The sequence below is a fragment of the Mycobacterium sp. NPDC003449 genome, from assembly GCF_053588415.1.
In genome coordinates this window covers 17,822-36,790 of sequence record NZ_JBSFPX010000056.1, presented here as the reverse complement: position 1 = coordinate 36,790, position 18,969 = coordinate 17,822, and the positions used below count along the sequence as shown (strand labels likewise).

Here is an 18,969-nt window from a genome sequence, read left to right as displayed (position 1 = left end):
TCGGCCCGGATCTCCCGCGAGCAGACACGTGGGTACCCCAAAATGCGCGAAATGGGGTACCCTCGCGTCTGCTCGCGGTCAGGGGGTGAGCACCACGTCGGCGCAGGCGCGGGCGATCGCGAGTTCTTCATTGGTCGGCACCACCAGTACCGTCGTCGCCGACTCCGGCGTCGAGATCCGGCGCGGCTCCTTGGAACGCTCGGCGTTGAGTTCCCCGTCGAGTTCGATGCCGAGCCCGCCCAGACCACTCAGCGCGTCCCGGCGCACCGCGGCGTCGTTCTCCCCCACTCCTGCGGTGAAGCTGATCACGTCGGTGCGGCCCAGCACGGCCAGGTAGGCGCCGATGTATTTCCGCAGCCGGTGGATGTACACGTCGTAGGCCAACCGCGCTGCGGTATCGCCGGATTCGATCAGCTCGTGCAACTTGCGGAAGTCACTGGCCCCGCCGAGGCCCCGCACGCCCGAGCGCCGGTTGAGCATCGACTCGATCTCCTCGACGCTCATCCCCGCGGTGCGCCACAGGTACATGATCAGGCCGGGGTCGATGTCACCGCTGCGGGTGCCCATCACCAGACCTTCCATCGGGGTCATGCCCATCGAGGTGTCGACCGGCCTGCCGCCGTTGATCGCCGAGGCCGACGCACCGTTACCCAGGTGCAGCACAATCTGATTCAGCGACTCGTACGGCTTGCCCAGGAACGCCGCGGCCTGCCCGCTGACGTATTCGTGCGAGGTGCCGTGGAATCCGTAGCGGCGGATCGGCCACTGCTCGGCCAGCCCCGCGTCGATGGCATAGCTGGCCGATGCCGCGGGCAGGTCGTGGAAGAAGGCGGTGTCGAAGACCGCGATATGCGGTAGGCCGGGCAGCAGTTTGCGGGCCACCTCGATGCCGTGCACCGCGGGCGGATTGTGCAGCGGCGCCAGCGGCGCCAACTCCTCGATCCTGGCGACCAGGGCATCGTCGATCGGGGTCGGACGGTAGAACGCCTTGCCGCCGTGCACCACCCGGTGGCCGACCGCGACCAGTCCGAGGCGGTCCAGATCCAGGCCGTCGGCGGCCAGCTCGTCGAAGGCGGCCCGCAGTGCGGCATCGTGATCGGGCACCTGGCCCGAACCGACCTCCTCGATGATTCCGTCGGCCAGAAATTCTCCGATATCCGGTTTCACCACAGCATATTTCAGCGATGATGAGCCGGAGTTCACCACCAGGACCGTCGTCGTGGTCATGGCGTCTTCCCCTGCGCCTGGATCGCGGTGATCGCCACGGTGTTCACGATGTCCTCGACCAGCGCGCCCCTGGACAGGTCGTTGACCGGTTTGTTGAGCCCCTGCAGCACCGGCCCGATCGCGATGGCACCCGCCGAGCGCTGGACCGCCTTGTAAGTGTTGTTGCCGGTGTTGAGGTCCGGGAAGATCAGCACCGTGGCCCGGCCGGCCACCTCCGAGTCCGGCATCTTGGTCTCGGCCACCGAGGGTTCCACCGCGGCATCGTATTGAATCGGCCCCTCCACCAGCAGCGATGGCTCCCGCTCCCGCACTAATTCGGTTGCCGCCCTGACCTTGTCGACGTCGGCACCGGTGCCCGACGTTCCGGTCGAATAGGACAGCATGGCCACCCGCGGTTCGATGCCGAACTGCGCGGCGGTCCGCGCCGACGAGATCGCGATATCGGCGAGTTGCTCGGAGGTGGGGTCGGGCACGATCGCGCAGTCGCCGTAGGCCAGCACCTTGTCCTGCAGGCACATCAGGAAGATGCTCGACACCGTGGAAACATCCGGCAGGGTCTTGATGATCTCGAATGCCGGCCGCACGGTGTGCGCCGTGGTGTGCGCCGCACCCGAGACCATCCCGTCGACCATGCCGTTGTGTACCAGCATGGTGCCGAAGTAGGACACGTCGTGGATGATCTCGCGGGCCTGCTCGACCGTGATGCCCTTGTGCTTGCGCAGCTCGGCGTACTGCCGCGCGAACTGGTCGCACAGCTCGCTGGTCCGCGGGTCGAGCACCGTCGCCGAGGCCAGGTCGACGCCGAGTTCGGCTGCCCGGGAACGCACCTGGGCCTCGTCGCCCAGGATGGTCAGGTCGGCGACGGCGCGTTGCAGCAGCCGTCCCGCGGCCTTGAGGATGCGGTCGTCGGCCCCTTCGGGCAGCACGATGTGCCTGCGGTCGGTGCGGGCCCGGTCCAGCAGCTGGTAGGTGAACATCTGCGGGGTGGTGACGGCCGGGATCGGGATGCTCAGCTGGGCCAGCAGATCGTTGATGTCGACGTGGGCGTCCATCAGTCCCAGCGCGGTGTCGATCTTGCGCTGCGAGGTCGCGGTCACCCGGCCCCTCGTGCCGGCGACCAGGCTGGCCGTTTCGAAGGTGCCGTATTCGGTCGCCACGATCGGCACCCGCAGCCCGAGGCCGGCGACCAGGGACGCGATGGCCGGGTGCAACGGCAGCCCACCGTTGAGGATGATCCCCGACAGCGACGGAAACCCTTCGGCGGCATGCGCACTCACCACGGCCAGCACCACGTCGGAGCGGTCGCCCGGGGTGATCACCGCGGCACCCTCGGTGAGCCGCTCCAGCACATGCTCTGCGGTCATCCCGGCCACCAGCACGCCGAGCGCCTCACGCGACAACAGTTCGGGATCGCCCGCGATCACCGTGCCGTCGACGGCCGCCTGCAGTTCGGCGACCGAGGGGGCGAACAGCAGCGGTTCCTCGGGCAGCACATAAGCGGGCGGCCCCAGCGGTTTCAGCGCGTCGGCCACCGCCGTCAGCTGCGCCGGGTCACACCGGTTGGCCACCACGGCCGCGGCGTGGGCGTGCTGCCCGGCCAGCTCGGCCAGACACACCTCGACCACGTGGGCGACCTCGTCCGGGGTGCGATCGGCGGCCTTGACCGCCAGCACCACCGGCGCCCCGAGGTTGACCGCGATCCGCGCGTTCATGCTCAGTTCACTGGGCGTCGCCACGTCGGTGTAATCGCTGCCGACGATGAGCACCGCATCGCACCGGTCGGCCACCCCGTGGAACCGGTCGACGATCTCGGCGATCGCCGCGTCGGGGTCCTCGTGCACCTGCTGATAGGAGACCCCGACGCAGTCCTCGTAGGCCAGGCCGGCGGTGGTCCCGGCCAGCAGCAGTTCGAGTATGTAGTCGCGGTCCTCGTGTTGACTTCCCGGGTCGCTTCGCTCCTGCCCTCCGACCAATCTGGTGATCGGACGGAACACCCCGACCTTGGGCACCGTGGCCGCGAGCCGGTGCAGGATCCCCAGCGCAATGGTCGACTTACCGGTGTCGCCTTCGGGTGAGGCGACGTAGACAGCGGTGGCGATGTTTCCCTCCGGCACCGCTCCAGCATTCCCTATTCAGGGGGCAGGTGCGCAAGCGCCGCGGCAAATTCGGTGCAGAACCAGTCCACATCGTCCATCGAGAACACCAGCGGCGGCCGCACCTTGAGGACATTGCCGTGGGTTCCGCACACCGAGATGAGGACCCGCCGATCGCGCATCTCGTTGACCAGCCGATGCGCTCCGGCCCGGTCCGGGGCCGACGCAGGCCGATTGGTGCTCCTCGCGTCCGCGGGTCTCACCACCTCGATCCCCACGTACAGCCCACAGCCGCGCACGTCGCCGATGCGCGGATCGTCGGCGCAGAGCCGGACCAGCTCGTCCCGCAACGCGGCGCCGACCTTGGCCGAGTTGGCGATCAACTGCTCGCCCTCGATGACGTCGAGCACCGCGGCGGCCGCCGCCATCGACACCGGGTTGCCGCCAAAGGTGTTGAAATAGGGCACACCGCGGGCAAATGCCTCGAGCACCCCACTGCGGGCCGCCATCGCCGCGACCGGCAGCCCGTTGGCCATCGGCTTCCCCATGGTCGCCAGGTCCGGCACCACGCCGTGGCGGCTGAAGCCCCACATCCCGTCCCCGGTACGGCCGAAGCCGGGCTGCACCTCGTCGGCGATGAACACGCCCCCCGCGTCGCGCACCGCGGCGACCGCGGGTCCCAGCACCGACGGATCGGGGTAGATGCCGTCGGAGGAGAAGATGGTGTCGACGATCAGGCAGCTCAGGCCGTGCCCGCTGGCCTGCAGGTCGGCGATCGCGGCGGTCACATCGGCGCGGAACCGCTCGGGCACCGCACCGCCCAACCGGTAGCTGTCCGGCGCCGGCACCGTCCGCACATGCGGTCCGATGGTGGTCGCACCGCCGAGCGAAGGCGAAATGGCCGTTACCGCTTCGGTATTGCCGTGGTAGGCGTCGCCGGTGACGATGACGCCGCGCGCCCCGGTGTGCATCTGGGCGACGCGCAGGGCCAGGTCGTTGACCTCCGACCCGGTGCACCCGTACATCACCTGGTCGAGCGCACCCGCGCCGGACTCGGACAGCGTGGCCAGGAGCCGCTGCGAATAGTTGACGATGCCGTCGTGCAGGTAGCGGGTGTGGGTGTTGAGGGTCTCGAGCTGACGGGTGACGGCGGCGACGACGTGCGGGTTGCAGTGCCCGACACTGGCGACGTTGTTGTAGGCGTCCAGGTAGCGCACCCCGTCGGCATCGAACAGGTGACTGCCCCGGCCGCGGACCAGGTGCACCGGCCGTTGGTAGAACAGCCGGTACGCCGGGCCCAGCATGCGCTCACGGGCCTCGATCATGGATCCCAGTTCCGGGTCGGCCGCCTGGCCACCCACGTAACTGTTGGAGTCCATGATGTTGGAGAAGCTCATAGCGATCAGCGCTCATGCGATTCTTCGAGAACGGTCCGGCCGAGGTCGGAATACCGTTGCGGGTCTTTGCACTTCAGGAAGACGGCGAGAGCGATACCGCCGAATCCGACGATGCCCACCACATACGGGATGGAGGTGAAGATCCAGTCCGAGGCGGCCGCGCCCGCGGCGAAGGACGCATTCTTGGCCAGCAGGTAGATGACGTAGAGCATGCCGAGCCCGCCCAGCAACGGCGCCAGCAGGGTGGTGAACCAGTTGGCCGTCTCCGGATGCCGTTTCTGCACGTGGAAGTACGAGATCACCGAGAACGCGGCGAGGGCCTGCACGATCATGATCGCGGTGGTACCCAGCAGCGCCATCAGGCCGTACAGCCCGGTGTAGGGGTCACGTCCGGTCACGTCGAAGAACAACACCACGGCGGTGGCGAAGCCGGTCTGCACGAACCCGGCGATGTGCGGCGAGCCATGCTTGGCGTGGGTGGCGCCGATGGTCCGGCGCATCCCGGGGATCACATTCTCGCGTCCCAGCGCGTACAGGTAACGGGCGGCGCAGTTGTGGAACGCCATGCCGCACGCGAACGAGCCGGTCATCAACAGGACCTTGAACAGGTCCACCGCCCACACCCCGAGGTGCTGCTGCACCGGGTTGAAGAAGATATCGCCCGCGGTGGCCGAATCCTGCGCCAGCGCAACCGCGTTGTCCGGCCCGGTGCCGACGATGGCCAGCCACGACACCAGCACGTAGAACGCACCGATACCGACCACCGAACAGATCACCGCGATGGGGATGATCTTCTTGGGGTTGCGGGATTCCTCGCCGTACATCGCGCTGGATTCGAACCCGACCCAGGACCAGAACGCGAAGAACAGGCCGACACCGGCCGAGCCGGCGACGGCGATCATGCTGCCGTCGGCGCCCGCGACCGACCCGGAAAGACTCTGAAAACCGTTGAGCGGGTTCAGCGATCCCAGCGACCAGCCCTGCGGGCCACCGCCGGTGAACACCACCGAGAGCGCCATCATCGACAGCATCACGATCTCGGTGATCAGGAAAACCCCGAGAACCCGGGCGGCCAGGTTGATGTCGAAGAAGGTGAGCAGCGCGTTGACCGCCAGCATCACCACCGCGAACAGGATCCACGGCACGTCGATGTCGAAGAACGATTTGAACAGGTCGTTGCCGAAGAACGAGAAGATGCCGATCAGCGACGCCTCGAAGACCATGTAGGCCACCGCGGTGAGGAATCCGGCCCCGAGGCCGACGATGCGGCCCAGCCCGTGGGAGATGTAGCCGTAGAAGGCGCCGGTCGCGGTGATGTGCTTGCTCATCGACGCGTAGCCGATCGCGAACAGCGTCAACACGATGGTCGCGACGAAGTAGCCGGCCGGCGCATAGGCACCGTTTCCGAACCCCACCGCGATCGGGACGTTGCCGACCATCGCGGTGATCGGGGCGGCGGTGGCGACCGCCATGAACAACACGCCGACCAAACCCACCGCGTTCGGTTTGAGGCGCTGAATTCCTGCGGTGGATGACGTCGCTGCAGGATCGATGATCTCACTCATAGTGGATGCCAATCTGCCCGCACCCGGGCAATTGCCGAACCAGTATTTGGTCTGGTTATGAAGGAAGCCGACAGCTTGGTAGCGCGACGTTGGACATTGTTACCTCGCCGGGATCAGCTGGTCAACCCCTGGACAGCAACGACTTCGGCGCGTGTTTCGCAGACGTTTCATGATCGGCCGCGGTGAAACAGTGCGGTAAAAATTTTCGATTTGGTCTGCTCGAATCCGTCATTTGGTCCACAATCGGGGCCATGCCGGGACTGCCTGCTGATCATCACCTGTTCGCCAGGGCCGCGCTGCCGGCCTATCGGCGTGCGCCCGATGCCCCATTGCGCCTGCTCAGCCTGTCGGAGAACGCCACCTACCTGGTCGGCGACCCGCAGGACGACCCGATCGTGCTGCGGGTGCACCGCCCCGGCTATCACTCCCGCCAAGACATCGGATCCGAACTCGACTGGATGGCCGCGCTGCGCCGCGACACCCCGGTGCGCACGCCGGAGTTGTTGTGCTCGGCGTCGGGCGAGCAGGTCGTGGCCGCGACGGTGGACGGCCGCACGCTCCATGTGGACGCGGTCAGCTATGTGCCGGGCTGCACGGCCGAGGAAGCACCGGACGCGGTGGGCTACGCCGAACTGGGTGAGCTGACCGCGCTGATGCACAACCATGCGCAGAGCTGGGACGCGCCGGCCGGGTTCAGCCGGTTCAGCTGGGATCTCGACGCGATCCTCGGCCCCGCCGCCCGCTGGGGCAACTGGCATGCCGCACCGTCGCTGACCGCATCCGACCGGGGCGCGATCGACCGCGCGGCAACCGCGATCACCGAGCGGCTGTCCGAATTCGGCACCGGATCCGACCGATTCGGCCTCATCCATGCCGACCTGCGGCTGTCGAACCTGATGGTGGATCCGGCCTCTCCGAGCGCGGGGATCACCGTGATCGATTTCGACGACTGCGGCTGGTCCTGGCATCTGGCCGACCTCGGCGCGGTCGTGTCCTGGATCGAGGACACCCCGGAGGTCGACGAGATCGTCGCCGACTGGCTGCGGGGTTACCTGGCCGTGCGCCCGCTTCCCGCCGAGCATCTCGCCCTGATCCCGACGTTCGTGATGCTACGGCGGGTCCATCTGACCGCCTGGGTCGCCTCACACTCCGACGCCGGCGCCGCGATCGCCATGGGACCGGAGTTCGCCAGGGGCACCGCGCGGCTGGCCGAGCGTTACCTCGACGACCAAACCTGGCTGCAGAACGCCATTTTCACGACGACATAGGAGCAGAATGTTCGAGTTGCAGCAGCGTTCGGTGCTGGTCACCGGGGGCAGCAAGGGCATCGGGCGCGGTATCGCCACCGTGTTCGCGAAGGCCGGGGCCAATGTCGCGGTCGCCGCCAGGGCGTCGGCCGACGTCGAATCCTGCGTGGCCGACCTCGACGGACTCGGCGCGGGCAAGGTCATCGGGGTGCAGGTCGACGTCAGCGACCGGACGTCCTGCGATGCGATGGCGGCCGCCGTCCTCGACGCGTTCGGCGGCGTGGACGTGGTGTGCGCCAACGCCGGCGTGTTTCCCGACGCCACGCTGGCCACCATGACACCCGAGCAGCTCAACGAGATCTTCGCGATCAACGTCAACGGCACGTTCTTCGCGGTGCAGTCCTGCCTGGACGCGCTGACCGCCAGTGGCAGCGGCCGGGTGATCCTGACCTCCTCGATCACCGGACCGATCACCGGGTTTCCCGGCTGGTCACACTACGGCGCCACCAAGGCCGCACAGCTGGGGTTCATGCGCACCGCCGCAATCGAATTGGCCCCGCACAAGATCACGGTGAACGCGATCCTGCCGGGCAACATCATGTCGGAGGGGCTGGTCGACATGGGCGAGGACTATATTGCCGGCATGGCGCGCGCGATCCCGGCCGGGGCCCTCGGCACCCCCGAGGACATCGGCCATCTCGCGGCGTTCCTGGCCACCCGCGAGGCCGGCTACATCACCGGGCAGGCCATCGCCGTCGACGGCGGTCAGGTGCTGCCGGAGTCCCTGGACGCGCTCCCCACCTAGCCATGGAGGAGTCGTCGGGCGGCCCGGTGGCCGAAGATGTGCGCCGCCGCATCCTGTCCATGCTGGCTCAGGGCACGCTGCGACCGGGATCCCGGCTGGGCACCGAACGGGAGATGGCGGAGACGTTCGCGGTGTCGCGGTCCACCCTGCGCAGCGCGCTGCTGCCGTTGAGCCAGGCCGGGGTGCTGGAACGCCGGACCGGGCGCAACGGGGGCACGTTCGTGCGTGCCGATGTCGTCGAACGCAACGCCGCCGAACTGGCCAGTCTGCCTGCGCGGTTACGCAGCGGGGGGCATACCAGCACCAGCCGGGTGCTGGGCACCGACCGCAGACCGGCAACCGCCGTCGAGGCCCAGGCGCTCGAAATACCGGACGGCGAGGCCATTTTCACCGTCCGCCGGCTGCGCTACGCCGACGGTGTGCCGCTGTCTGTCGACCTGGCCTGTTTCGTCGCCGAGTCGATGGAGGATCTGCTCGAGCAGCCGCTGGGCGGCTCGCTCTACGAACTGCTGCGGGTGCGGTACGGTCTGGTGCCCGCCGCCACCACCGAGACCATCGAGGTAGTCAGCGCCAGCCCGCGCGAGGCGCAGTGGCTGGAGATCGCGCACCGCAGACCCCTGCTGGCCATCACCAGGGTCACCAGGGACGGTGCGCATCGGCCGTTCGAGTACGCCTACGACCTGTTCCGTGCCGACCGGGTCCGGCTCACCGCCACCAGCCACGGCACGGTCGGTGCCGTGGAGCGGTCGATCAACACCGCCTGAGCTCAGCTCCGCTGCGCGGCGGCGACATCCCGCAACGCGACGATGACGCTCCTGAGGTGAGCGCGCATCGCCGCCTCGGCACGTTCGGGATCCCTGGCGCAGACCGTGTCGATGATCGCGACGTGCTCGGCCAGCGATACGGTGATCCGGCCCGGATGCATGGCCAGCCGGAACTGATGGCGCACCAGCTGCCCGCGCAGCCGCTCCAGGATGTCGCCCGCGGTGTGCTGCGCGCCGATCTGGCGAACCCTGGTGTGCAGCAACTGGTTCAGCCGCGAATAACCCATCACGTCGCCGGCTTCGACGGATCCGGTGAGCTCGGCCCGCAGCCCGGTCAGCTCCGCGATCTGTGTCTCGGTGATGTGCTGGGCGGCCTTGGCCGCGCAGAGCCCCTCCACCACCATCCTGACCTCGGTGATCTCGACGGCCTCTTCGAGTGAGACGGACCGGACCCGCGCCCCCCGGTTCTGGATCCGCTCGATCAGCCCCTGGGTGGCAAGCTCCTGCAGGGCACCACGGACCGCGCTGCGGCTGACGCTGAACTGTTCGCACAGATCTGCCTCGACCAGTCGCTGATTCGGCGCGAACTCGCCGTCGAGGATGGCCTGGCGGATGCGTCCGGCCACGTCCGCCGACTCGGTGCCGCGTCGCCCCTCATCAACCAGCATCCAGCCCCACCCCAGATTATCGCCGATAACGTCGACAAGATTGTACCGTCGCGGCTACCGGCACCGTTCTCACCTGGTCAAACCTCGGGTTCGTCACCGTCGGGGGCCCATCGCGACAACCTGGCCGACACGAGCAGGGTCGCGCCGGTGGCCGCGAACACCACCGACGCGCCGCCGAACGCCGAGATGCCCGCGACGGCAAGCGGTATCCCGGTCTGCCCGGCCCGGTTGCCGACCAGCCGCAGCGATGCCGCCACGCCCCTATCCGGCCGCGGGGTGACCAGCGTCATCCACGACATGGTGAGCGGTTGGACCGTGCCCGCCGCCAGGCCGTAGCCCGCCATACACGCCACCAGCACGATCGCGGGCACCGGCAGCACCAGCGCGATCAGCGACACGGCCGCGACCGCGCCGGCCACCACGAGCACCCGGCGCCGCCCGAACGCCTTGGTCGTGGTGCCCAGCGTCAACCGCGACGCCATCGTCGCGAAGCCACGGACCACCAGCAGCGCGGTCAGCCAGGCCGGCGCGAGATGTCGCTCACGGGCCAGCAACGGCAGATACGCCAGCACGATGTCCAGCGAGGACAGCACCAGGCTACTGGTGACCAGGGCGGGCACCACGCCCTTGGTCCGCAGCAGCCGCGACGCGACCGGCCACATGGCCGTGGGTTTGTCGGTCGTCGCGTCCGGACGTGCCGTCGACGGAATCACCAGCGAAAGCACCAATCCCACAAGGGCAATCCCCAGCGTTGCCCAAGCGATGGTGCTGAATGCCGGCGAGTGTGCCTCCGCGGACGGCAACAGCAGTAGGGCGGGCCCGAGCATCTGCCCGCTCGAGGTGGCGAAGGTGTAGACCCCGAACACGAAGTCGAGCCGGCCCACCGCGGCATCGCGCATCACCCAGGCCTGCTCGGCCACGACGGACCACAGCACGCCGAGCCCGAGCAGCACGGTGGCCGCGATCAGGCCCGCCAGGGTGTTCCCGGCGGACACCGCGACGGCGGCCGCGGCGATGAAGGCCAGCGAGCCCAGCACCATACTCGTCCGTTCGCCGACCCGGTCGACGAATCTGCCCGCGGGCACGGCGAGCAACAGGGGCGGGACCGCGAAGGCCGCGGTCGCGACGCCGAGCCAGGCCGGCCCGTACCCGAGGTCGAGGATCGCGTACGAGATCGCCGGGCGCAGGGCATACGAGATGATCTGCACCGACACCGCGTGCACCAGCAGCAGTCCGAGGGCGAGCCGCCCGGGCCGCGGCGTCAACGAGGAAAGACGTGTCCGTCGAACAGCTTTCGCGCTGTTCGTACAATCGCGGTCCGGCTCACCCGTTCCCCGTCCAGCTCGACCTCGACCTCCAGTGCACCGGTCGGATGCTCGATGCGCATCCGTGGACCGGCAGGCGGCACCGCCACCCCGGCCGCCACACTGTCTGGAAGGGCCGCGGCCACGGCGACACTTGCGGCGCCGAGCACCCCGATGGAGGCGTGCACGCGGTGTGGGATGAACGTGCGGGTCGCGACGATTCCTCCGGACCGCGGCGGCGACACGATGGTCAGCTTGGGCACGGTGAGATCGGTGACGTCCCCGAGGTTCATCCGCTTACCGGCGTCGAGCCGGATGCGCTCGAGGAGCTCGCGCAGCCGCTGATCGGCTTCCAGGTCGGCCGGCGACTCATCGCCTCGCACACCGAGATCCGATGCGCGCAGGACGACCGTCGGCATGCCGTTGTCGACACAGGTCACGGGTACCCCGGCGATCACGTCGGCCTGCTGTCCGGTCGGCAGCAGCGCGCCACAGCTCGACCCGGCGGTGTCCTCGAAGTCCAGCACGATCGCGTTCGCGGTGCCGGGAACCCCGTCGATCGCGGTGGTGCCCGCATACTCGACGGCCCGGCGAGGCGTCGGCACGTGCGCGATCGCCCTGCCTCCGGTGTTGGTCATCCGGATCGGTACCACGGTCTCGCCGTCTGCGGCGGCCAGCAGCCCCCGCTCGATCGCGAACGGACCGACCCCGGCGAGCAGGTTCCCGCAGTTCTGCCGGTCCGATACGGTCGCCTGGTCGACGCCGACCTGGAGGAACAGATAGTCGACGCCCGTCTCGCCCGCGGTGACCACCGCGACCTTGCTGGTCAGCGGATGCGCCCCGCCCACACCGTCGATCTGGCGTGGATCGGGTGAGCCCATGATCCGCAACAGCAGGTCGTCGCGTTCGGCGGGGTCGGCGGGCAGGTCCTCGGCGAGGAAGTAGGCCCCCTTCGAGGTGCCGCCGCGCATCATCATGCACGCGATGCCGTCGCCGCTCATGCGACCGAGTTGGGTTGCTGGGCATGGACCTCGTGCATCGCGGCCACCACGCTGTTGAGGTGTGCCGACATCGCCCGCTCGGCCGCGGCCGGGTCCCGGCGGCCGATCGCGGCGATGATCTCCAGGTGCTCGCCGAGCGAGACGGCGGGCCGGCCCGGCTTCATCGCCAGCGCGAACTGCTGGCGCACACTCTGCGCGCGCAGCCGCTCGATCAGCGACAGCGCCGTGCTCTGGCCGCTGATCTGGTGGATGCGTGCATGCAGCTCACGGTTTTTCGCCGAATAGCCGCCGAGGTCTCCCCCGGCCACCGCCCGTTCCATCGCCGCTCCGATCGCGTCGAGTTCGGCGATCTCGTCGTCGCTCACGACGGCGGCCGCCTTACCGGCGCACAGACTTTCCAGGGCGCGGCGTACCTCGGCGATCTCGATCGCCTCGTCGAACGAGATGACCCGCACCCGGGCGCCACGATTCTGTTCCCGCTCGACGAGCCCCTGCACGGTGAGCTCGCCCAGCGCATTGCGCACCGCGGCCCGCGATGCGCCGAACTGTTCGGCGAGGTCGGCCTCGACCAGCCGTTGGTTGGGCACGAGTTCCCCCCTGAGGATGAGTGCACGAATCTGTTCAGCGACGCCCATGTCAGCCCGTGTAACCGAAGATCTGCCGCCACGTGTTCGCATCGGGCTCAAGGTTCTTCAGGGATTCGTCGATCGTGGCGCGGTGCAGGAATCCGGTGTCGGCGGCGGGCAGCTCGATATCGCCGATCGTCGGGTTGGGCATGTTCTTGTGCACCGGGTAGTCCCCGATCGAGGCCGCCAGCTCCTGCCCGGACGCCGAGAGCAGCCAGTTGACGAATACCGCTGCCGCGTTGGCGTGTTCGGTCTTGGCGGCCCGGCCCAGGTAGAACGGGTAGGCCGCGGCGCCCTCCTCCGGGGTGGCGATGGTGATCGGCGCGCCCTCCAGCGTGGAGGCGTAGGCCGTGGCGATCGGGACCGGACCCGCCGCGATCTCGCCCCGGGCCAGCGAATCGGTCAGTGCGGCAGAGGAATCGAAGATCCGCGGACGGTTCGCGGCGTATCCCTTGAGATAGTCGGGCCCGAGCGTGCCGAGCTGGAACCGGGTCAGCGCCGTCGTCGACCCGCCCGCGCCGACCTGCACGATGCCGAGCTTTCCGGACCACTTCGGGTCCAGCAGATCACTCCAGTTCTTCGGGGCGTCCGGCTCGGCGACCACCTGGTTGTTGTAGCCGAAGCTGTAGATGCGGTCGTAGCTGTTGTAGTAGAGCCCCTTGTCGTAGGTGGCGTCGGGATCGAGTGCGTCGGCGATGCCCTGGCCGATCGGGGTGGGCTGGAACGCCCCCGAGTCGGCGATACCGACGATCAGGTCCTCGCCGGAGATCCGGATGACGTCAGCGCCGAGCTTGCCCGCGGCCTGCTCGCTGAGAATGCGCTCGCTGAGCCGGTTGGGGGCCAGGCGCACGATCTCGACGTCGATGCCGGTCGCCTCGGTGAAGGCGTCCGCGGCCTGCCGCTCGGACTGCTCGCTGCCGCCGGTGTAGAACACCAGGCTGCCTTCCTGCTGCGCCTTCTGGTACACGTCGGCGGTGGCGATGACCTCGCCGTCGATGATCAGGTCGCCGTTCTCGGCGGTCTCGGCCGAGCCGCTCCCGCCGCCGCCCGAGCAGCCCGCCAGGACGAGCCCGACGGCCGCGACCGCCGCGACCGCAAGGCGCCTCATTCCGATGCGCATGATCTTCTCCTTCGTGATTCAGTGGGCGTTCTTGGTGTCGGCGCCGAACCGCCTCGCCAGATAGGCGAGCGCGAAGATGACGACGCAGTACACCAGGCTGGTGGCGGCGCTGCGCTGCATGATGCCGTTCTCGAAATCGTCGAAGATGACGATCGACAGCAGCCGGGTGTCGGTGGTGAACAGGAACAACGGCACCGTCAGCTCCCGCATCGAAAGCATCAGCAGCAGTAGGAAGGTCGAGGTGAGCGGGACGCGCAGCAGCGGTGCCGTTACCCGCCACACCGCCCGTGGCCGATTGGCGCCGTGCATGACCGCGCTGTCCTCCAGATCCTTGTGGATCTGCAGGATCGATGACGACGCGCCCTGGTACCCCTGCGGCATCTGCGCCGCCGCGAAGGCGATCACCATCACCAGCAACGTGCCGTATACCGGTATCGGCAGCATCAGCCAGGTCCAGAGCAGGCCGAGGCCGAGGACGATGGCCGGCACCGCGAGCGGCAACATGCTGAGATAGCCGAGCCCTTCCCGGCCGGGCAGTGTCGTCCGGTTCACCACGTAGGACACGATGAACGCGAGCACGGTTCCGACTACCGCCGCGGCCACCGCCACGATCACCGAGTTCCCGGTCGCCCGGGCCACCACCTCGCTGGTGACCGCATCGGTGATCGCCTCGAGCCCCATCCGGCCGTTGGTGAACGCACCGATGATGCTGTTGACGTAGGGAGATTCGTGCAGGGCCACGAACAGCAGGGCGAGCAGCGGCAGGACGGTGGACAGGACGAAGTAGCCCAATCCGATCAGCAGTGCGGGCGTCCGGAACCCGCCGAGGTCGAACTTGCCGAGCTTCATGCCCTTGCCGGCCACCGTGGTGAAGGACCGCCTGGCGACCACCCGCCGCTGCAGCGCGGTCACCGCGAGCACGATGACGACCAGGGTGATCGCCACGGCCGCGGCCTCGTTGCCGCGGGATGGTGCGGAGTTCATCAGCCGGAAGATGTAGGTGGGCAGGGTGTCCAGGCGCCCGCCGCTGGTGATCTGGGCGACCGGGAAGTTCTCCACCGTGAGGACGAAGATCAGGATCGCCGCACCGAGCAGGGCCGGCGTGGCCAGTGGAACCGTCACCGAACGCAATACGGTGAAGGGCTTGGCGCCGTGGGTGCGGGCGGCCTCCTCCAGGTCCGGGTTCATCAGGCTGAACGCCGAGTGGGTGAGCAGGAACGCGTACGGCGCGTAGTACAGCGCGAGTACGAAGATCAGCCCGCCGATGTTGTAGATGTTGACGATGTCGGGCAGGTTGAGGTCCCTGGCGAAGACGTTGAGCAGACCGGCATTCGGGCCGCCGAGCAGCGACCAGGCCAGCGCGCCGACGTAGGAGGGCAGGAACATCGGCACCAGGCCGATGAAGTAGAGGAAGCGCGCTCCCCGCACATTCGTGCGGGCGCTGACGAAGGCCAGGAAACCTCCGATGGCCAGGGCCAGCACCGATGAGCCGATACCGATCAGCAGCGAATTCAGCGCTGCCTGACGGGCTCCCGGGCCGAACACGGCGGCGAAGTTGTCGAACGTCAACGAGGACAGGTCGATGTTGCCCGGCCGCGGTGTGGTGGTGGTGAACGCGGACAGCACCACCAGCGCGACCGGTAGCACGATGAGGATGGCCAGGATCGCGTACAGCGCGATCGGCAGCAGCGACCGGCGCAGCCTCGGGGCACCGCGCCGCGGGCTGGTCTCCCGCGGCGGCGCGGGAGCGTCGATCGTCGCGGTCATGAGGCGGCTTTCGCCGGTGTGGCCCGCGGTGCCGCCGTGGTTTGCCCCACCTCCTGGGGCAGCACCTGAACGGCGTCGGCCGGTATCCCGATCCGCACGGTGTCACCCGGCGCGGCGGCCAACTGCCGGTGCTTACCACCGATGATCTCCAGTTCGGTGTTCTCGGCGATGCTCACCCGGTAGGTCGCGCTGGCGCCGAGGAACTCCTTGGTCAGCAGCGTGGCCTCGAGCACGTTCATGCCCGCGTCCAGATCGTCGCCGACGGCGATGTCCTCCCCGCGGATGCAGGCTTTGAGGTCGCCGGACCCGTCGTAGGGCGCCACCCGCAGCGTGACCGCGCTGTCGGTGATCCGCACCCCCGTCGAATCCAGCGCCTGCACCGGCAGAATGTTGCCCACCCCGAGGAAATCCGCGATGGCCGCGCTCAGCGGCTTGGCGTAGATCTCGTTGGGCCTGCCGATCTGCACGATGCGCCCGTGCTGCATCATCGCGATCCGGTCGGCCAGCGCCAGCGCCTCCTCCTGATCGTGCGTGACGTACACCGAGGTGAGGCCGAGCCGGGACTGCAGCGCGCGCAGGTCGCCGCGCAGCCGGTGACGCAGCCGGGCGTCGAGGTTGGACAGCGGTTCGTCGAGCAGCATCACCGACGGCTCCATGACGACGCTGCGGGCCAGCGCCACGCGCTGCATCTGGCCGCCCGACAGCGCGCTCGCCCCGCGGTCGGCGAAGCTTTCCAGGCCGACGAGTTCGAGGGTCTCACGCACCCGGGTGGCGATGTCGGCCTTGGCCACCCGCTGCATCGTCAGGGGGAAGGCCACGTTCTCGAACACGGTCATATGCGGCCAGATCGCGTAGGACTGGAAGACCATGCCGATATTGCGTTTGTGCGGTGGGCGGTCGATGTTGCGTTCGCCGTCGAAGAGCACGTCGCCGCCGATGCCGATGCGTCCCGCGCTCGGCCGCTCGAGGCCGGCGATGCAGCGCATGGTGCTGGTCTTGCCGCAGCCGGATTCGCCGAGCAGGACCAGTGATTCGCCGTCGCCGACCGTGAGGTCGAGGTCGCGTACGGCCACCGCCTGCCCGTAGCGCAGGGTCAGGCCTTCGACGCGGATGTCCATATCAGGTGTTCCCTTCGTCCTCGGCGCGGAAGCCGTAGAGGTCGTAGGAGATATGGCCGTCGAGGTATTTGGCCCGTGATGCGGCCTCCTTGGCCTCGCGGGCCTTGGCGAGTTCGACGGCTCGGCGTGCCTCGTCGGCGGGGACCACCGCGGCGCCGTCGGAGTCGAGGATCACGATGTCGCCGGTGCGGATCGTGGCCCCGCCGATCTCGACGTCGGCATCCACTTCCCCGCGGGTGTCCTTGGTCGCCCCGCGGACCCTGATCCACCGGGTCCAGATGGGCAGCCCCATCTTTCGCAGTTCCTCGGCATCCCGAATCGACGCGTCGACCAGGATCCCCGCGGCACCCCGCGCACGGATCTGGGTGACCAGCAGGTCGCCGATCAGCGCCACCGGTGCCGCCTCGGGCATCGTGAGCACGGCGATCTCACCGGGCCGCAGGCTCGCGACGAGTTCGTGGACGCCCCGGTTGTCGTTCTGCGCGCAGCGCACGGTGCGGGCCGGTCCGGCCGCGCGACTGCCGGGGATGAGCTGGATGAACTCGGCGTCGATGAGGCCCTGTCTGCCTCGGGCCTCGTATACCGTCGCCACCCCGGACCGGCCGAGTTCGTCGACGACGTCGGCGTCGATTGCCACCTCGGTCATAGCGTCTCCACCACGTTGGGCACCAGCCGCTGGAACGCCTCTGCCTGCCGGATCTGTTTGCGCCCGGTCACCTTTCGGGCATGGTTGCCACGGTGTTCGGCGCGCTCGGTGTAGTACTGCTGCAGGTAGGACTGTGCCTGCATGGCGGCCATCGCCTTGCGCTTCAGTTCGAACACGTCGGTGATGTCGACGAACACACTGGGCAGGAACCCGCACAGCTCGGGCTGGTGGGGTTCGAAGACCAGGAACTCGCTGGGCGGTGCGGTGCGGAATCCGGCCTCGACGACCGCACCCGCGGTGAGCAGGCGGGCCTTGGAGACCGCCACATTCGCGACCGGATGGTCGGGGTTGAACGGATCCTTGTCGGGGTGGGTGAGCACGACGTGCGGGGCGAAATCGCGCATGAGCTCGGCCAGCCGGTCGATCGCCTCCGGACCGACCTCCAGCGGGTAGTCCCCGAGATCGAAGCACTCGAACGTGGCGCCGACGGTTTCGGCGGCCTCGGTCGCCTCGGCGTGCCGGTGCCGCTTGACGTTGTCGACGGTCTGGCCCGGCTCTTTCCACAGCTCACCGGATTCGCCGCGCTCGCCGTACGAGAGCGCGACGACCCTGGCCTCACCACCGGCCGCCGTGTGCTTGGCGATGGCACCGGCTGAGCGCCAGACGAAGTCGGCACTGTGTGCGCCGACCACGAGCAGCCGTTTGGCTTCTACTTCACTCACGAGGGGTTCTCTCCTTGTCGTCGGGCCTTGTCGTCGGGCCTTGTCGTCAGACGTTCGCGCGGTCCAGGCTGGCGAGCCAGGACCGGGCGGCCTGCATGGTCCAGGTGGGTTGGTCGATACTGTCCAGGTAGTCGCGGGCATCGGTGACCTCGTGCACCCGGCGGGCGGCGTGTTCGCGGGATCCGTCGATGAGCCGGTCGATGAGGGCGTGCGGGTCACCGGCGAGTTCGGCCGCAATCTGCTCGCGCAGCCACGGCGCGCATCCGGCGGCCTCGGCCGCACCGACGCTCTCCAGCACCGCGGCGGCCATCCCCTTCATGAAGACACTGCGGATCAGCTTGCGGGCGGCGGCATCTCCCGGCTCGCCTGCGATGGATTCGACGGACGCTCCGGTGGCCGCGAACAGGCTCGCGAACGCGTCGGCGCCAGGCCCGCTCGCCATCAGCGGGGTGCGGACACCGGCCCGCGGCACCGGTGCGAGGACCGCGACGTCGACGAAGTGCACCCCACGTGCCGCCGCGGCGGCACCGAGTCGGCGTTTGAGTTCGGGCCCGCCGGTGTTGAAGTCGGCGATCGTCGCGCCGGGTTCGAGGTGGGCCAGCACGGCCTCGGTGACCCCCTGCGCCGCGGTCGCGCCAACGAGGGTGATGACGAGCTCGACGCCGGCCAGCGCATCCTCGAGCCGCCCGGGCTGAGCGATTCCGGTTTCGTCGAGCCGCGCGAACGGGTCGTAGCCGCTGACCTCGAATCCGCAGTCGCGCAGTCCGCGCGCATACAGCGCACCGGCCTCCCCGAGTCCGACAACGGCGACCTTCGGCATATGTCCTCGCTCCACATCCTCAGCAACTGTGACCGGAGCCACCGTACAAGATTGGCGACAATTTAGTCAACGACTTTGC

The 18,969-nt window shown here is 68.6% G+C and carries 17 protein-coding genes; 3 read left to right on the top strand and 14 right to left on the bottom strand.

Annotation, left to right across the window (positions count from 1 at the left end; all coding sequences use genetic code 11):
- Positions 1–78: 78 nt before the first annotated feature.
- Genes ACWDTP_RS16470 through ACWDTP_RS16455 form a run of 4 tightly spaced genes read right to left on the bottom strand, consistent with a single transcriptional unit; the run spans position 79 to position 6,282 of the window.
- A complete protein-coding gene (locus ACWDTP_RS16470) occupies positions 79–1,227 on the bottom strand; it encodes an acetate kinase (protein ID WP_450021524.1) in 1,149 nt (382 codons plus the stop codon).
- Positions 1,224–3,341, bottom strand: coding sequence for a phosphate acetyltransferase (pta, locus tag ACWDTP_RS16465; RefSeq protein WP_450021522.1), 2,118 nt, complete (start codon positions 3,339–3,341; stop codon positions 1,224–1,226). Before pta ends, ACWDTP_RS16470 begins: the two co-directional genes overlap by 4 nt.
- A 14-nt stretch (positions 3,342–3,355) precedes the next feature.
- The gene (locus tag ACWDTP_RS16460; protein ID WP_450021520.1) at positions 3,356–4,717 is read right to left on the bottom strand and encodes an aspartate aminotransferase family protein; all 1,362 of its coding nucleotides are present in this window, start codon (positions 4,715–4,717) and stop codon (positions 3,356–3,358) included.
- A 5-nt stretch (positions 4,718–4,722) separates the two neighbouring features.
- Positions 4,723–6,282, bottom strand: a complete 1,560-nt coding sequence (locus tag ACWDTP_RS16455; RefSeq protein ID WP_450021518.1) for an APC family permease — start codon at positions 6,280–6,282, stop codon at positions 4,723–4,725.
- Positions 6,283–6,533: 251 nt separating this feature from the next.
- On the opposite strand from ACWDTP_RS16455, the gene ACWDTP_RS16450 reads away from it, so the two are divergent.
- The 3 genes from ACWDTP_RS16450 to ACWDTP_RS16440 are packed head-to-tail and all read left to right on the top strand — an operon-like array spanning position 6,534 to position 9,098.
- Complete coding sequence (locus ACWDTP_RS16450; RefSeq protein ID WP_450021516.1) at positions 6,534–7,550, top strand: phosphotransferase enzyme family protein; 1,017 nt, start codon at positions 6,534–6,536, stop codon at positions 7,548–7,550.
- 7 nt (positions 7,551–7,557) lie between these two features.
- Entirely contained in the window at positions 7,558–8,334 is a 777-nt protein-coding gene (gene fabG / locus ACWDTP_RS16445) for a 3-oxoacyl-ACP reductase FabG (protein WP_450021514.1), read from the top strand.
- A gap of 2 nt (positions 8,335–8,336) precedes the next feature.
- Positions 8,337–9,098 carry a GntR family transcriptional regulator gene (locus ACWDTP_RS16440; RefSeq protein ID WP_450021512.1) on the top strand — a complete coding sequence of 254 codons (762 nt, stop codon included), beginning with the start codon at positions 8,337–8,339 and terminating at the stop codon, positions 9,096–9,098.
- 2 nt (positions 9,099–9,100) lie between these two features.
- On the opposite strand, the gene ACWDTP_RS16435 is transcribed toward ACWDTP_RS16440, so the two are convergent.
- The 10 genes from ACWDTP_RS16435 to ACWDTP_RS16390 all read right to left on the bottom strand — a co-directional run bounded on the left by ACWDTP_RS16435 (position 9,101) and on the right by ACWDTP_RS16390 (position 18,890).
- On the bottom strand, positions 9,101–9,766 hold the full coding sequence (locus ACWDTP_RS16435) for a GntR family transcriptional regulator (protein WP_450021510.1): 666 nt from the start codon (positions 9,764–9,766) through the stop codon (positions 9,101–9,103).
- 77 nt (positions 9,767–9,843) lie between these two features.
- On the bottom strand, positions 9,844–11,031 hold the full coding sequence (locus tag ACWDTP_RS16430) for an MFS transporter (protein ID WP_450021508.1): 1,188 nt from the start codon (positions 11,029–11,031) through the stop codon (positions 9,844–9,846).
- Positions 11,028–12,071, bottom strand: coding sequence for a 4-oxalomesaconate tautomerase (locus tag ACWDTP_RS16425; protein ID WP_450021506.1), 1,044 nt, complete (start codon positions 12,069–12,071; stop codon positions 11,028–11,030). The genes ACWDTP_RS16430 and ACWDTP_RS16425 overlap by 4 nt, the downstream gene beginning before the upstream one ends.
- Positions 12,068–12,706: a GntR family transcriptional regulator gene (locus ACWDTP_RS16420; protein WP_450021504.1), complete on the bottom strand. Its 639-nt coding sequence runs from the start codon at positions 12,704–12,706 to the stop codon at positions 12,068–12,070. The genes ACWDTP_RS16425 and ACWDTP_RS16420 overlap by 4 nt, the downstream gene beginning before the upstream one ends.
- Before the next feature lies 1 nt (position 12,707).
- A complete protein-coding gene (locus ACWDTP_RS16415) occupies positions 12,708–13,817 on the bottom strand; it encodes an ABC transporter substrate-binding protein (RefSeq protein WP_450021502.1) in 1,110 nt (369 codons plus the stop codon).
- Positions 13,818–13,835: 18 nt separating this feature from the next.
- Positions 13,836–15,584: an ABC transporter permease gene (locus ACWDTP_RS16410; protein ID WP_450021500.1), complete on the bottom strand. Its 1,749-nt coding sequence runs from the start codon at positions 15,582–15,584 to the stop codon at positions 13,836–13,838.
- The gene (locus ACWDTP_RS16405; protein WP_450021498.1) at positions 15,581–16,702 is read right to left on the bottom strand and encodes an ABC transporter ATP-binding protein; all 1,122 of its coding nucleotides are present in this window, start codon (positions 16,700–16,702) and stop codon (positions 15,581–15,583) included. The genes ACWDTP_RS16410 and ACWDTP_RS16405 overlap by 4 nt, the downstream gene beginning before the upstream one ends.
- A gap of 1 nt (position 16,703) precedes the next feature.
- Positions 16,704–17,348 carry an RraA family protein gene (locus ACWDTP_RS16400; protein WP_450021496.1) on the bottom strand — a complete coding sequence of 215 codons (645 nt, stop codon included), beginning with the start codon at positions 17,346–17,348 and terminating at the stop codon, positions 16,704–16,706.
- Entirely contained in the window at positions 17,345–18,070 is a 726-nt protein-coding gene (locus tag ACWDTP_RS16395) for a PIG-L deacetylase family protein (protein WP_450021494.1), read from the bottom strand. Before ACWDTP_RS16395 ends, ACWDTP_RS16400 begins: the two co-directional genes overlap by 4 nt.
- Before the next feature lie 46 nt (positions 18,071–18,116).
- A complete protein-coding gene (locus ACWDTP_RS16390) occupies positions 18,117–18,890 on the bottom strand; it encodes an NAD(P)-binding domain-containing protein (RefSeq protein WP_450021492.1) in 774 nt (257 codons plus the stop codon).
- Between the last annotated feature and the right edge of the window lie 79 nt (positions 18,891–18,969).

Coding starts and splice junctions, on each gene's coding strand:
- ACWDTP_RS16400 (WP_450021496.1), bottom strand. CDS start 17,348: ATGACCGAGGTGGCAATCGACGCCGACGTCGTCGACGAACTCGGCCGG.
- ACWDTP_RS16405 (WP_450021498.1), bottom strand. CDS start 16,702: ATGGACATCCGCGTCGAAGGCCTGACCCTGCGCTACGGGCAGGCGGTG.
- ACWDTP_RS16470 (WP_450021524.1), bottom strand. CDS start 1,227: ATGACCACGACGACGGTCCTGGTGGTGAACTCCGGCTCATCATCGCTG.
- ACWDTP_RS16440 (WP_450021512.1), top strand. CDS start 8,337: ATGGAGGAGTCGTCGGGCGGCCCGGTGGCCGAAGATGTGCGCCGCCGC.
- ACWDTP_RS16425 (WP_450021506.1), bottom strand. CDS start 12,071: ATGAGCGGCGACGGCATCGCGTGCATGATGATGCGCGGCGGCACCTCG.
- ACWDTP_RS16450 (WP_450021516.1), top strand. CDS start 6,534: ATGCCGGGACTGCCTGCTGATCATCACCTGTTCGCCAGGGCCGCGCTG.
- ACWDTP_RS16435 (WP_450021510.1), bottom strand. CDS start 9,766: ATGCTGGTTGATGAGGGGCGACGCGGCACCGAGTCGGCGGACGTGGCC.
- ACWDTP_RS16420 (WP_450021504.1), bottom strand. CDS start 12,706: ATGGGCGTCGCTGAACAGATTCGTGCACTCATCCTCAGGGGGGAACTC.
- ACWDTP_RS16460 (WP_450021520.1), bottom strand. CDS start 4,717: ATGAGCTTCTCCAACATCATGGACTCCAACAGTTACGTGGGTGGCCAG.
- ACWDTP_RS16415 (WP_450021502.1), bottom strand. CDS start 13,817: ATGCGCATCGGAATGAGGCGCCTTGCGGTCGCGGCGGTCGCGGCCGTC.
- ACWDTP_RS16410 (WP_450021500.1), bottom strand. CDS start 15,584: ATGACCGCGACGATCGACGCTCCCGCGCCGCCGCGGGAGACCAGCCCG.
- ACWDTP_RS16455 (WP_450021518.1), bottom strand. CDS start 6,282: ATGAGTGAGATCATCGATCCTGCAGCGACGTCATCCACCGCAGGAATT.
- fabG (WP_450021514.1), top strand. CDS start 7,558: ATGTTCGAGTTGCAGCAGCGTTCGGTGCTGGTCACCGGGGGCAGCAAG.
- ACWDTP_RS16390 (WP_450021492.1), bottom strand. CDS start 18,890: ATGCCGAAGGTCGCCGTTGTCGGACTCGGGGAGGCCGGTGCGCTGTAT.